This window comes from Streptomyces incanus (genome assembly GCF_042656345.1).
Lineage (GTDB): Bacteria > Actinomycetota > Actinomycetes > Streptomycetales > Streptomycetaceae > Streptomyces > Streptomyces incanus.
This window is the reverse complement of record NZ_JBHSPC010000040.1, coordinates 1-12,727: the sequence shown is the minus strand read 5'-3', so window position 1 is coordinate 12,727 and position 12,727 is coordinate 1. Positions and strand designations below refer to the sequence as shown.

Below are 12,727 nucleotides of genomic sequence, written 5' to 3'. Positions count from 1 at the left end.
TGATGGGCCTGTTCGCAGCCTCTTTGCCATCTATCGACGTCCTACGATTCCCTTCTTGACACCATCGCGCGGGCCCTGTACCGGCCCCGCACCCTTGACCGCATCCGCCACCGGATGAACAGCACAGAGAGCGTGACCGCACATGCCTGACATAGCCACCCGACAGCGGCCCACCGCTCTCGTGATCGGCGCGAGCGCCGCCGGCCTCTTCGCCGCGGCCGCACTCGCCGACCACGCGGACGTCACCATCGTGGAGCGGGACACCCTCCCCAACGGGCCCGAGCCGCGCCGCGGTGTCCCCCAAGCCCGGCACGCTCACCTCGTGTGGAGCGGCGGCGTGATCGCTTTCAACGACCTGGTGCCCGGCGTCGTCGACGACGCCGTCGCCAAGGGCGGACGCCTGGTCCACATCATGGGTGAGATGGTCTCCCGCGCCCCCAACGAAGTGTGGTTCCGCCGGTTCACCAGCGGCCACCACCGCAACCTGGTGAGTTCCCGTGACCTGCTCGACTCCGTCCTGCGCAGCCACGTCCTGGCCCTCAAGCACGTGACCGTCCGCCAGGACACCACCGTCCTCGGCCTCGAGGGCGACACCGGCCGCATCACCGGCGTCCGCATCCGGACCGGCGACGACGAACTCACCCTGACCGCCGATCTCCTCGTCGACGCCTCCGGCCGCGGCTCCCACGCCCCTCGATGGCTCACCGACCTCGGCCTGCCCGAAGTCACCGAACGCGAGGTCAACGCCGGCGTCGCCTACGCCACCCGCATCTACCGGGCCCCCGACGGCACCGCGGGCAGCTTCCCGCTCATCAATGTCCAGGCAAACCCCGCTAAGGCCCCCGGCCAGGGCGGCATCATCCTGCCCGTCGAAGGCGACCGGTGGATGGTCACCCTGTCCGGCACCCGCGGCGGCGAACCCACCGCCGACCCCGAAGCATTCGTGCCCTTCGCCCTCGGCCTCGGCGACCCGATCATCGGGGAACTGCTCAAGGACGCCGAACCGCTCAGCGACGTCGCCACCACCCGAAGCACCGCCAACAGGCGCCGCTATTACGAGAAGATGTCCACCTGGCCGGACGGATTCGTCGTCCTCGGCGACGCCATTGCCGGGTACAACCCCGTCTATGGGCACGGTCTCACCGTCGCCGCCCAGTGCGCGCTCGCCGTCCGGGACCTGCTCCGCAAGCAGCTGCTCACCGCGCCCGGTACCGCCCGCACCCTCCAGCGTGCCGCGGCCCGGCCGGTCGCCGCCGCCTGGGACCTGGCAGTCGGCCAAGACGCCCTCTATCCCGGGGCCACCGATACCCCGCCCAAGGCCGTGGAACGCTTCCTCGCCCGGTTCGTCGACCGGGCCGTTGAGACCGGCGCCAGCAACCCCCGGGCCATGGCTGCTCTCCTGGACGTCATGAGCCTGGAGAAGCCGGCGACTCGCCTGTTCTCCCCCGACATGCTCCACCCGATGCTGTTCGGCCCCCGAAAGCAGCCTCTCGTCGGCCCGCCCATAACTGACGAGGAACGCCAGGCAGCCACAGCCTGACCAAGATCATTCTTGCCCAATTGGGCAACCACCCGAGCCCCGTACGAGTGACGTACGGGGCCTTACCAGGCGCCATGCCCTGTACCGATACGGGTTCGCTGCCCGAAACAGGGCGACGGTCTGACTATCGTCCCTCCCCTGCTCGCCGAGTCCGGCCGCCGCGTCCTCGTCCTTGACGGCGACCCGCAGTGCAACGCGACCACGGGCTTCCGAATCCGCGCGCCCGGCCCCAACGACCTGACTCAGGCGATGGTCGTCCTCGACGCCCTCGACCCCATCCCCCTCATCCGGGAGACGAAGGTTCCCGGCATCTACGTTCTCCCCGCGAGCTTCGGAGACTGTAAAATGTTCGGCTCTGTCTCACATGCGTTGGTGACAGGGTGTCATCACTGATGTGCCTGGGCCGAGCTTCAAGGAGAGCAGTCACAGACGCGCCATCGAATGGGACAGGCACGGTGTCGGCGGTCGCGTCACCCGTGCTGGTCTGGGAGTGTTATTGCCAGCTACGGCAACTACTTATCGGCACCACCGCATGTGAGACAAAGCCGCTCTTTTGACAGACCCGACCTCGCCGCAGGAAGCGAGTCGGTGGGTTGACGCCTGGTCACCTGCCCTGCGGCCGGAGGGCCTCATTGTGCCACCCGGCCCACACGCCCTCGACTGAAGTCAATCGGCGCGGATGCATTGGATGCACTCCGAGCAGCCGGACGGGCACAGTATTGCCCGTCCGGCCCAAGGAAACGGCAACCGACCTGCCATTCCCCCGTGGCGTGGAGTAACAGTCTCCCTATGACTAGCAGACGAAACCCTCATGCGGGCAGCGGGCGCAGGGCTCACGGCAGCCGGATCCGCACCGTCCTGATGATTTTGGCCACCGCGGCTGCCCTAGGCACGCCCACCCAAGCGGCGGCCTCCCCCTCGATCACCTCGGGGCCCGACTGGGACGCTATCGCCGCATGCGAATCCAGTGGCAACTGGCAGGCGAACACCGGAAACGGCCACTACGGCGGTTTGCAGTTCACGCAGTCGAGCTGGACCGCGGCCGGCGGGCTCCAGTACGCCCCGCGCGCGGACCTGGCCACCCGTAAGGAACAGATCGCCGTGGCCGAACGCCTGGCCCGTCTCCAGGGGATGTCGGCCTGGTCCTGCGCCTGAGCGACCCGCCCCCTCCCGTTGACGGAGCTAAGAGGGCGTTTAGCGTGGACGGATTGCCGCTTATGACCTAGTAGGTCCCTCGCCAGGTTGGTGTGGCCTCGTCCGGTGCTCCCCACACGCGTGGGGGTCTACCCGCCTCCTCGACCGCATCGACCACCTCCGGCTGGTGCTCCCCACACGCGTAGGGGTCTACCCCCGAACACCACCCACGGAAGACGGGCCGTGCTGTGCTCCCCACACGCGTGGGGGTCTACCCTTCTCCGACTGGTCGGATGAGATGTCCGGCTTGTGCTCCCCACACGCGTGGGGGTCTATCGCTCCACACTCAAGCGGGCAGCGCTAGCGTGATCGGGCTCCCACACGGGTGGGAACCCGATCAACCGCCACCCGCTAACTCTCTTACTCGCACGGGCACTCCCCCACGTATGAGGGCCTGTCGAGCGATGTGACGGTGATGTTCGATACCGAAGCAGTCCTCCCCACCCGCATAGCCACGGCAGGAATGACGGAAGACAGCTACAGATCAGAAGTGATTCCCTATGACCTTCTCAGTTCAGCGCGCTGGGCATTCTCACTCAATGTCACTTGAGGTTCTCAACAGGTGTCACGCAAGTGACGCTACGGCCTGCGGCTACACATGACATCGAAATGAGAAGTCATAGTGACACCGAGGTGAGGAGTAGCACGTACCGGCGGGCCACCGGACACCTCGCACCCCGCCAAGACGCCGTCTGGGACGACCCCGCCGGCGGCCGGCCCGTGCCGATCGGGCAGCACCTGGCCAACCTCCGCCGCAAGGGCGGCCTCGGCAAAGACCCCGAGCGGGCGTCGGTACGCGCGCAGCAGCTGGCCGCGATCGACCCCGACTGGAACTGCCCCTGGCCGCTGGACTGGCAACGCCACCACCGCGTCCTCGCAGATCTGGTCGACGCCGACGGCCACCTGCCCGACATCGCACCCGGCGTGCTGATGGACGGCGACGACCTCGGACGATGGTTGGAACGGCAGGAGCAGCCGGGCACCTGGAAGCTGCTGTCGAGCGAGCAGCAGGAACGGCTGACTCGGCTGGGCATCAAGCCGCTTCAGATGCCGTCTCCGGCCCCGGCAGCCGGGCGTACGGCGAAAGGCACCAGCAAGGCGCAGCAGGCGTTCCAACGCGGACTTGCAGCCTTCGCGCAGTGGGTGGAACGGGAAGGCGCCCATCGGCCGGTGCCGCGCGGCCACAGCGAACAGATCGCGGTCGACGGCGAGACCGAGCCGATGGTCGTCAAGCTGGGCGTATGGGTCTCCAACACCAAGACCCGCCGCGACAAACTCACCCCCGACCAGCGCGCCGCACTCACCGAACTCGGCATCCGATGGACATGACATCATCCCGGCCGGTGTGCTGACCGGCCACACCAGCGCCCGCAGCACGGGTTCAACTCGGCCCGCACTGGGGCAGGTCGAGGAAACGCCACCGGCAGGATGGCAGCGAGGCAGCGGGTATGACCGGTCGTTCAACGGCTCCTGTTTTCTGCTCGGATCATTCGTCGGAGGCTGGTGCGTGCTGCACCCCAGTTACTGGACGGTGAAGCGCCAGTGCCGGAAGGCGGGCTCGGCGAGGACGGCGGCGACCGTGCGGTTCGTCTCGGCGGGTGTGGTGGCCGGCGGGGTGGTGATCCGGAGGCGGGCGGTGGTGCCCTGGCACTCGGCGACCGTGGCGTGCCAGGTGGCCGGTAGCAGGGCGATGAAGCGGATGGCGGCGGTTTCGGGATGCGCTTCCGGAGGGCCGTGAAGGCGCACGTGATGAATGTGGGACATGCGTGCTCCAGTTCGAGGAGCCCCGGACCGGCTGCGGGGGCCGGTCCGGGGAGAACAGGGGGCGGGTGCTGGTCAGTGGGAGGACTTGGCCCTGGCGATGCGGGCGACGACGAAGAGGATCGCCACGGCGACAACGGCGCCCACTCCGTAGCGGACGCCGTCGCCGGCGTCGCTGGCCATCAGGGCGGCCTCGCTGCCGACCAGGGCGGCCAGAAGGACGGTGAGGGAGGCGCGGTGGGTGGAGGTGGAGGAGGACATGGGTGGTTCCTTTCCATTCGGGGTGGCGGTCAGTCTGCGAGCTTCAGGGCCTGACGGAAGGAGAGCTTGCGGTCGGTCTGCAGCAGGGCACGGCGGTAGACGCGGGCGCTGACGGTCACGATGGCCGCGGCCGCGGCGAGGGAGATGCCGAGGGCGAGGACCGGTTCCCACCAGGCGGCTTCTCCCGCGAGGACGCGAGCGGGCATGGTGACCGTGGAGGTCAGGGGGATGAAGGACAGGATCTCGCGGGTGCTGCCGGAGACGGCGATGCCGACGATGAACACCAGTGCGGTGATCGCGTTGACGGGTGTGGTGGTCGACTGGATGTCCTCGCTGCGGGTGGCGAGTGCGCCGGCGGCGGCGAACAGACAGGCCAGGACCGCGATGCCGACCACGTAGAAGAGAAGGAACCAGCCCAGTCCTGAGCTGATGTCGGCGAGGATCTCCTTCTCGCCGGTGAACAGCAGGCCTGCGATTCCGACCAGGCTGAAGAGGGTCATCTGGGCGAGTGCGAGCAGGGTGGATCCTGTGATCTTGCCGATGAGCAGGGAACGCAGGGACACGGAGCTGGCGATGAGCTCGACGATGCGGTTCTGCTTCTCCTCCACGACGCTGGTGGCGAGGGCGGCGCCGAGAAGGACGGCCGCGAGGTAGAAGAGGAATCCGAAGAAGTAGGTGGTCATCCGGACGGCGCCTTCGGGAGTCTTGTCCGGTGAGAGCAGGAGCCGGTCCAGGGCGGTGTCCTTGCTCAGGGCTTCCAGGGTGGTGCCGGCCGCGTGCGCGTTGTCGGCGAGGGCGTTCTGCTGGACGGCCGCGCCGATCCAGGTGGCGGCGATGTCGTTGTGCCCCGTGTCGCCGAGCAGGACCCAATGCCCGTTGTCCAGCAGCAGGCCGGCCTCGACCTTCCCGGAGCGCACCGCTTCGCGGACCTGTTCGGGGGACGACTCCTTCCGCACCGTGATGTCGACCTCCTGGTCCGAGCCGGCGGCGAGCTGTTCGGCCTGGGCGGTGAGTCGGCCGGCGGCCGGGTCGGCGACCGCGACAGAGATCTTCCCCATCGAGTCGGCCAGGTAGAGCTGCAGGCCGATCGCGCCGACGATCAGGGCGAGGGTGACGAGGGTGGACAGCAGGAAGCCGCGGTTGGTGAGTTTCACCGTGATCTCGCGGGCGGTGACGACCCGCCACGGGGCGGTGGGCTTCTTGCCCTTGTGGCCGGGAACGTCGCCGGCCACGGGGCGGGAGGCAGCTTCGGCACCGCCGACGGAGGCCGTCTGTTCGGGCCGGTGCTCGATGGTCGAGGTCGCGGTGCTCATGCTGCGGTCATCTCCCGGTAGATGTCGGCGATGCTGGGGACGAGGGGGGTGAAGGCGTGGACAGGGCCCCTGCCGAGGGCCTCGGTGAGGAGACGGGAACGGTCGGCGTCGGTAGCGAGTTCGATCCGGGCGCCGTCAGGGAGTTCTTCGACGGCGGTCACGCCGGGCAGGGCGCGGGCCCAGCCGGCAGGGGCACCGGTGACCAGGTGGTAGCGGGGCCGGTCGCGGTGGCGCAGGTCGTCCGCGGTGCCCTTGCCGACGACCTGGCCCTTGGCCATGACGACCAGGTCGTCGCAGAGGCGTTCGACGAGGTCGAGCTGATGTGAGGAGAAGAGGACCGGCACACCGGCGTCGGCGTATTCCCGCAGCAGTTCAGCCATCGTGTCGACGGCGTGGGGGTCGAGTCCGGAGAAGGGCTCGTCGAGGACGAGCAGCCGGGGGGTGCCCAGAAGGGCGGCCGCGATCTGGACGCGCTGCTGGTTGCCCAGGGACAGGGATTCCAGTCGCGCTTGGCTCTTGTCGGCCAGGCCCAGGCGGTCGAGCAGGCCGAGGACGTCGCGCTGGGCTGCGGCGGCGTCCTGGCCGCGCAGCCGGGCCAGGTAGACGAGCTGGCTGTGCACGGTCTGCTTCGGGTAGAGGCCGCGTTCCTCGGGCATGTAGCCGAAGTCGCGCCGGTCCGCTGCGGTGGCAGTGGCACCCTGCCACCGGACGGTGCCACCGGTGGGGGCGAGGACACCCATGATCATGCGCATGGTGGTGGTCTTGCCCGCCCCGTTGCCGCCGACGAATCCGGTCAGACGGCCTTCGCGGACCCGGAAGGACACCCGGTCGACGGCACGGTGGCTCCCGAAGTCACGGACGAGTTCTTCCAGTTCCAGCATTGCTTCTTCCTTCGCTTCGATGTGCTCGGTCAGGGGGCGGTCAGGGCAGGGGGTGCGGAGCGGCGAGCCGGGGGTCGTCCAGCCGGGCCTGGCAGCCGGTGCGCTCGGGCGCCGAGGCCAGGCGGGACAGGTGCCAGCTCCAATGGTGGGTCTCGTCCATCCGGAGGTTCTGGTAGCCCGGGGCCAGCACCTTGACGGCGTGCCAGCCCATGGCGGCCACCGCGGGCGTGAGCCGGTGGGTGAGATCGATGGCGAGGAGTCCGGCGCCGTCGGCGTTCATGGCCTCCACCAGGTCCTGCGCCGCGAGCGGTCCGGCCGTCCCGGCAGGGTCCGGAAGGGGCTCGGGGGCCTGAAAACCGTCGGCCCAGGCGCGGATCGTGTCGTAGGCGGACCGGGAGAGCATGTGGCACATCCGGTCGTGCTCCGTCACGACGGGGTCGGGGTGTGCGCTCTCGCCCCGGGCGAGCAGGGTCTGCAGCGCTGTCCGTACCTGCCAGGCCTCCTGGAATGCCTTGACGGCGGCCTCGGTCGGCCGGACCGATGCCTTCATCCCCACGGTGGCGAGCGCGCCGGTGCCGTCGGGGTCGATCAGCAGCGCGGTCATGCACCACAGGCCGGGGACGGCCAGGGGGATGCGGGCGAGGACAGGGGTGAGGCCTTGCTCCTCGGCCCGCCGCCAGACCGGCGCCAGCAGGGTGTCCTGGGGCGAGGGGCGGTAGGCCGGCAGCCGCAGCTGTCGGCCCCAAGCAGCGGTGAGGGCGTCGCGTTCGGCCACTTCGATCAGGGCCGCGCCGAGCGCCGCGTCCCGGGTGGTGCCGGACGCTGCCCCCGAAGGGCTCGGGTCGAAGAGGCGGGCGGACCGGGCGGGCCAGTCCACGAGGTCCGCCGGGACGAGAACGGGGGCTACGGTCTCCAGGGAGCGGGCCTCGTACCAGTGCAGGGCGGCCGTCTCCGCGTCCGGGTGGGCCAGGGCGTGGCCCGGGTGGCAGGCGGACAGCGTGGGCGCGCCGAGCTCGTCCGCCGTGCCGAAGCGGGTGGGGTGCGACGGCGAGGGGTGCAGGGCCCGCCGCTCGACGGCCTCACCCGCTCCACGCAGCAGCGCGTCGGTACGGGTGGTACCGCTGGCTCCGGCGTAACGGGAGGACAGCGGGGCATCGGCTGCGCCGGTGAAGCCGTCGGAAGGCTGGAGCTCGACTCCGCTGCTCCACAGCGGGTTGCCCTCGCATGGCGGAACGACCGCGTAGTTCCGGGCGACGCCCGCCGCGGGAGCCAGGGTGGCCGGGATGTCGATCACTGCGGCACCTCGCCGGTCGCGGGGGCGAGGAAGGGCAGTGCGGGGCGGCCGTCGCGCAGGGCGGTCAGGGCCAGCAGGACGCCGGCCGATCCGGTGCCCAGGTCGGTGGAGAGCCGGTATCCGTGGTGGCCGAGGAAGTCGACCCGGCCGGGCTCGGCGGCGATCGCCTCCCAGCCGATGGCGTCGAGATGGGCGTCCAGAGCACGCCGTTCGGCCGCGGCCGCGCCGTCGCCGAGGACGAGCATCTCGCCGGCCCGGCCGTGCAGCAGCCCGCAGGTGGTGGAGAAGCCGCCGTGCCGCTCAGCCAGGATGTGGTCGGCCGCGGCCCGCAGCCGCTCGTCCTCGGGCAGGTGGCGCAGGGCGGCGCGCAGAGCCATGAGGATGCCGGCCGAGCCGTCGAGCCCGGCGGTGAGAAATCGGCTGTCGAAGCGCGGGTCCTCCAAAATGTCCAGATCGCCCCGCAGTTCGGCGGTGGCCTGCTCCAGCAGGTGGCTCTCACCGGTTCGCTCGTACAGACGCAGCAGGAACAGGGCGCGTCCGCTGTGGCCGTTGAGGAGTCCCAGGCGGTTCGGGTGCGAGGCCTGCGTCATCCGCTCGGCCAGGGCCACCGCCTGCTCGGTGCGCCGGTCACCATCGCGTCGGCCGCCCAGGTACAGCGCGCCCAGCCCGAGTCCCGCCAGGCCGTTGGCCACACCCGATCCCACGTCGGGGTCGGCCTGGGCCGTGGCGAAGGCGCGGTCCAGGCTGGTGTCGGCGGCGTCGGGGCAGCCGAGTTCCGCCAGGGTGAAGGCGATACCCGCGAGTCCGGTGAAGAGTCCCGGCCCCTCGCCGGTGGCCGTCTCCGCCCGGCGCACCAGCCACTCGGTGTGCGCGGCCGGCACCTCGACGCCGGCGCGGTGCAGGGCCCACAGCACTCCGGCGGCGCCGAAGGACAAGGTGACGCCGCCGTCGGCGAGGATGAACTGCATGGCGTCGCCGGGGTAGAGGCGGTCGGTCCGCTCGGGGGTGGCGACGTCGATGATGGATTCGGCGATCGCCGAGGCGAGGGACGTGTCACGGGCCCCGTCGGCCGGCAGCACCGCGCCGTACTCGGTCACGGCACCCAGGACGTCGGGGCTCAGGCCCCGTTCCACCTGCTCAAGGAAGGCCGCGGGCAGCGGGAACTCGTGGGCGGCGGCCTCGATGAGGGTGCGGATCTTCTGCGTGCCCCACGGCACGACGTGCGGCATGGGCACGAACATCGTCAGCCGCAGCACGTCCAGGGCGTACAGGTCCACGGCCGCGCCACGCAGGTGGTCGGGGGCCCGGAAGCCGAGTGAGCCCAGGGCCTGCGGCCGCATCTCCTCGGCGGGGGTGGCGGTCTCCAGGTCGATGAAGGCGACGGTGTTGTCGGGGCGGACCAGGATGTTCCCGGGGTGGAGGTCGCCGAAGACGACGCCCCGCTCGTGCATGGCGGCCATGCCCGCGGCGATCTGGTCGAGGATGTGGAGCGCCCACTCGGTGTACTCCGCCCGTGCGCGGGGGGAGTCGTCGGCACGGCCGTGCGGGTGGCGGTCCGAGACGAGGTCCGTCAGCGGGGCGCCGTCCACGAAGTCTCGGGCCAGGAAGTAGTGCTCGTTGCCCTTGCGGACGTCGCGCAGGGCAGGGACGGAAGCGAGGCCGGCGAGTCTGGAGAGCGCCCAGTGCTCGCGCTCGAGGCGTGTGACGGCGTCGTCGCCCGCCGCGTCGAGCCCGGCCAGCGGGCGGGCCTCCTTGAGGAGGACCTCGGTCCCGTCGCGCTTGTCGACGGCACGGTAGACACCGCCGCCGTTGGAGAAGTGCAGGGCCTTGTAGACCTTGAAGGGGAAGCCCGTCAGGGTCCGGGCGCGCCGCTGGGCGAGCGCCTCCTCCAGGAAGGGGGGGATGGTCAGCCAGGCGGGGGTGTGGAAGCCGGGGCGCCGCTCGTCGGGGACGAGCTTTCCGTCCGGCGTGGTGATCGCGGGAGTGAGGGTGCCGTCCTCCAGGCGGGTGGTCCTGAGCACGAAACCCCCGTAGCGGACGTGGAGCGGGCCCTCGCGCCAGCGCAGGTCGCTCAGGATCGTGGGGGCAGGGGTGCCTCCGACCCGTTCCTCCAGGTCGTTGAGGGTCCGCTCCAGGCAGGCCTCGTCGACCGGGTAGATCGTGATGAACTTTCCGCTGGCACTGCGGTCGCCGTACTTGCTGCCGCGTCGGCCCAGGGTCTGGGCGTCGGAGATGTACTTGAACATCAGCGAGTGCTCGAGGCAGTAGGGAACGACGGCGTCGAGGAGGGCGGCGGCGTTTCCGGGGGAGGCCGCGACGTGGACCTTCCATCCCTGGTCGGGTATCCGGGAGTCGGGTGGGACGCAAACGGTCCACTCCCGGCCCCGGTTGGTGGTCCAGCCCCCGGGCAGGGGCCGGCCCTCGCGGAAGTCCTGACCGGCGGACTCGGTGGTGGGGGCGTCGTAGAAGAGGGTGTCGGCGCGGCAGAAGTCCATGAACCGGGTGTCGATCACGGTGTCTCCAGGGTCAGAAGGGCCAGAAGGGAAGCACGTAGGTGTGGTGGAGCGACTTCCACAGCGGTACGTGGCTCACCTCCACCTCGGCGGTGCCGGCGGCCGGTACCGGGGTGCGGTCGAGGTTCAGGGGGAAGGCGGCCGAGTCCAGGCCCACGGTGTCGCCCATGTCGAGGGGGAAGTAGGCGGAGACGGAGACCTGGACGGACTGGGCGGGGGCCTGACCGACCTGGGCGGTGGCGACGGGGTCGTTGAGTATCAGGCCGTTCGTCCTCAGCGTCACCTGCTGGCCGGGCCGTACGAGTTCGGCGGCGTCGCCCTGGGGCAGGACCAGCCGGGTGGTCCCGGAGGCATCGGTGATGTAGGCGGCGGCGACGGTCTCCCGGACCGGCACGAACAGCGCGGCGGTGGCGACGGCGGCGGCGAGCAGGGCGCAGACCGCCGCGACGCGGCTTCGGCGCGCCCCGGCCTCCGCGACTTCGGCGGACAGTCTCAGCGCACCGCGGATCACGATCCACGCGGCGTAGGACAGCCCGCAGGCGGCCAGGAGGATCCCGAACCAGCCGACGCGCTGGAAGGTGCCAAGCCAGGTGTTCAGCGCGGTGCCGAGCAGGTAGAGGGGGAAGGCGAGGCAGGCCAGCCCGTAGACGATGGTCCATCGGGTGGGCAGCTCGCGCTGGTAGGTACCGCCGAACAGCAGCCGGGCGATCCAGCGGCGGGCGTCGGCCATCGAGCGGTCGCGCAGGTATGGGATGTCCACATGGCTCATGAGGGCGATGTAGCCGTCGAGTTTGATGAAGGGCATCAGGTTGAGCAGGGCCGTCGCGTAGCTGGAGACGGCGAAGAAGAGCAGGCAGGTCTTGGCGCCGCCGTCGGCCAGCGGCCAGGCGGCCAGGGCGGACGCGGCGGCCAGGGAGGTCTGGACAGCAGGGCCGGCGAGGGCGGTGTGGACCCGCTGCCGCCGGTTGGGCAGCCGCCAGGCGTCCGAGACGTCGCAGAAGAACGCCGGCATCAGGTAGAAGAGCATGACGCCGATGCGGGAAGGGCGGCCTCCGTAGCGGATGAGGACGGCGGCGTGGCCCAGCTCGTGGATGGAGACGCCGATCAGCAGGGCGACGAGCACTCCGACGAAGGTGGCCGCGGACAGAGGACTGTTCAGCGTGGCTCTTACGGCATCCCACTGGGCGGCCATGGCACCCATGCCGAGCAGTATGCCCAGGCCCGCGACGGCGACCGCGCCCCGGGAGAAGAGAAGAGCGAAGAGGGGACGCAGGGCCTGCATCGTCCGCCCCGGGCGCAGCAGCGTGAGCTGAAGGGTCATCGGGGGGACGAGCACGAAGCGGGGTGCCACGGGGGGTGCGGCGGTCTTTCCGTCGTCGAGCAGACGCATGTCGTCGAGCCGGAGGACGGCGTTGCTGACGCGTTCGGCATTCCAGCCACCGCCGAGCCGGGTGGCCAGGGTCTCGTGGTCGCGCTCACCGTCGAACTCCTGCACGAGCTGGGCGAGGTGCGGGGTGATCCGCACGTAGCGGGGGCCGTGCTGGAGGACCCATTCGCCCTGTCCGTCGGCAGGCGAGTGGACCTCGGCGCTCGGGGCGAGGCGCGGACGCATCGTGTGTGCCGGGAAGGTGGGGGGCGGGGAAGTCGTGACAGCGCTCACGGGGATTCCTTGTCGGGACGGCGGGCGGGGGTGGGGGCGTGCGACACCCTTGCGGTGGTGCGGCCGGGGGGCCGGCCGGACCACCGCAGATTCCTCGGATCACCCGGAGGGGTGCTGAGGTGCGGAGGGTCAGGCGCTCACGCCGTCTCCCGCCGCGTCAGTGCGCTCGCCGGTCGCTTCTCAGGTGAGGGAGGCGAGGGAGACGACGACCGAGGCGCTGATGGTCACGCCGATGGAGACGCCGGTCCAGAAGCCGGGGGCCTCCAGGGACTCCAGCTCCTGCATCTCGACCTCGACCAGCTCGAAGTTC

10 protein-coding genes and 1 pseudogene are annotated in these 12,727 nt (G+C 70.5%); 3 read left to right on the top strand and 8 right to left on the bottom strand.

Annotated elements, in window-relative coordinates; all coding sequences use genetic code 11:
- Positions 1–142 precede the first annotated feature (142 nt).
- The 3 genes and pseudogenes from ACFP2V_RS16270 to ACFP2V_RS16255 form a co-directional block, all read left to right on the top strand.
- A complete protein-coding gene (locus ACFP2V_RS16270) occupies positions 143–1,540 on the top strand; it encodes an NAD(P)/FAD-dependent oxidoreductase (protein WP_381212031.1) in 1,398 nt (465 codons plus the stop codon).
- Between the two features lie 789 nt (positions 1,541–2,329).
- Positions 2,330–2,695 carry a transglycosylase family protein gene (locus ACFP2V_RS16260; RefSeq protein WP_381212028.1) on the top strand — a complete coding sequence of 122 codons (366 nt, stop codon included), beginning with the start codon at positions 2,330–2,332 and terminating at the stop codon, positions 2,693–2,695.
- Between the two features lie 684 nt (positions 2,696–3,379).
- Positions 3,380–4,063, top strand: a pseudogene (locus ACFP2V_RS16255) (helicase associated domain-containing protein); the annotation flags it as partial.
- Between the two features lie 192 nt (positions 4,064–4,255).
- On the opposite strand, the gene ACFP2V_RS16250 reads toward ACFP2V_RS16255, so the two are convergent.
- From ACFP2V_RS16250 to ACFP2V_RS16215, 8 genes are all read right to left on the bottom strand, one after another.
- Positions 4,256–4,498 (bottom strand): hypothetical protein, encoded by a 243-nt coding sequence (locus tag ACFP2V_RS16250; RefSeq protein ID WP_381212025.1) that lies wholly within the window; start codon positions 4,496–4,498, stop codon positions 4,256–4,258.
- 72 nt (positions 4,499–4,570) lie between these two features.
- A complete protein-coding gene (locus ACFP2V_RS16245) occupies positions 4,571–4,756 on the bottom strand; it encodes a hypothetical protein (protein WP_381212023.1) in 186 nt (61 codons plus the stop codon).
- Positions 4,757–4,785: 29 nt separating this feature from the next.
- Positions 4,786–6,069: an ABC transporter permease gene (locus ACFP2V_RS16240; protein ID WP_381212020.1), complete on the bottom strand. Its 1,284-nt coding sequence runs from the start codon at positions 6,067–6,069 to the stop codon at positions 4,786–4,788.
- Positions 6,066–6,950 (bottom strand): ABC transporter ATP-binding protein, encoded by an 885-nt coding sequence (locus tag ACFP2V_RS16235; RefSeq protein ID WP_381212017.1) that lies wholly within the window; start codon positions 6,948–6,950, stop codon positions 6,066–6,068. Before ACFP2V_RS16235 ends, ACFP2V_RS16240 begins: the two co-directional genes overlap by 4 nt.
- A gap of 40 nt (positions 6,951–6,990) precedes the next feature.
- Positions 6,991–8,244 carry a YcaO-like family protein gene (locus tag ACFP2V_RS16230; RefSeq protein ID WP_381212014.1) on the bottom strand — a complete coding sequence of 418 codons (1,254 nt, stop codon included), beginning with the start codon at positions 8,242–8,244 and terminating at the stop codon, positions 6,991–6,993.
- Positions 8,241–10,757: a class III lanthionine synthetase LanKC gene (gene lanKC / locus ACFP2V_RS16225; protein ID WP_381212011.1), complete on the bottom strand. Its 2,517-nt coding sequence runs from the start codon at positions 10,755–10,757 to the stop codon at positions 8,241–8,243. Before lanKC ends, ACFP2V_RS16230 begins: the two co-directional genes overlap by 4 nt.
- Positions 10,758–10,770: 13 nt before the next feature.
- Complete coding sequence (gene mpaP / locus ACFP2V_RS16220; protein ID WP_381212008.1) at positions 10,771–12,417, bottom strand: daptide biosynthesis intramembrane metalloprotease; 1,647 nt, start codon at positions 12,415–12,417, stop codon at positions 10,771–10,773.
- 180 nt (positions 12,418–12,597) lie between these two features.
- A complete protein-coding gene (locus ACFP2V_RS16215) occupies positions 12,598–12,702 on the bottom strand; it encodes a daptide-type RiPP (RefSeq protein ID WP_381212034.1) in 105 nt (34 codons plus the stop codon).
- Positions 12,703–12,727: the final 25 nt, after the last annotated feature.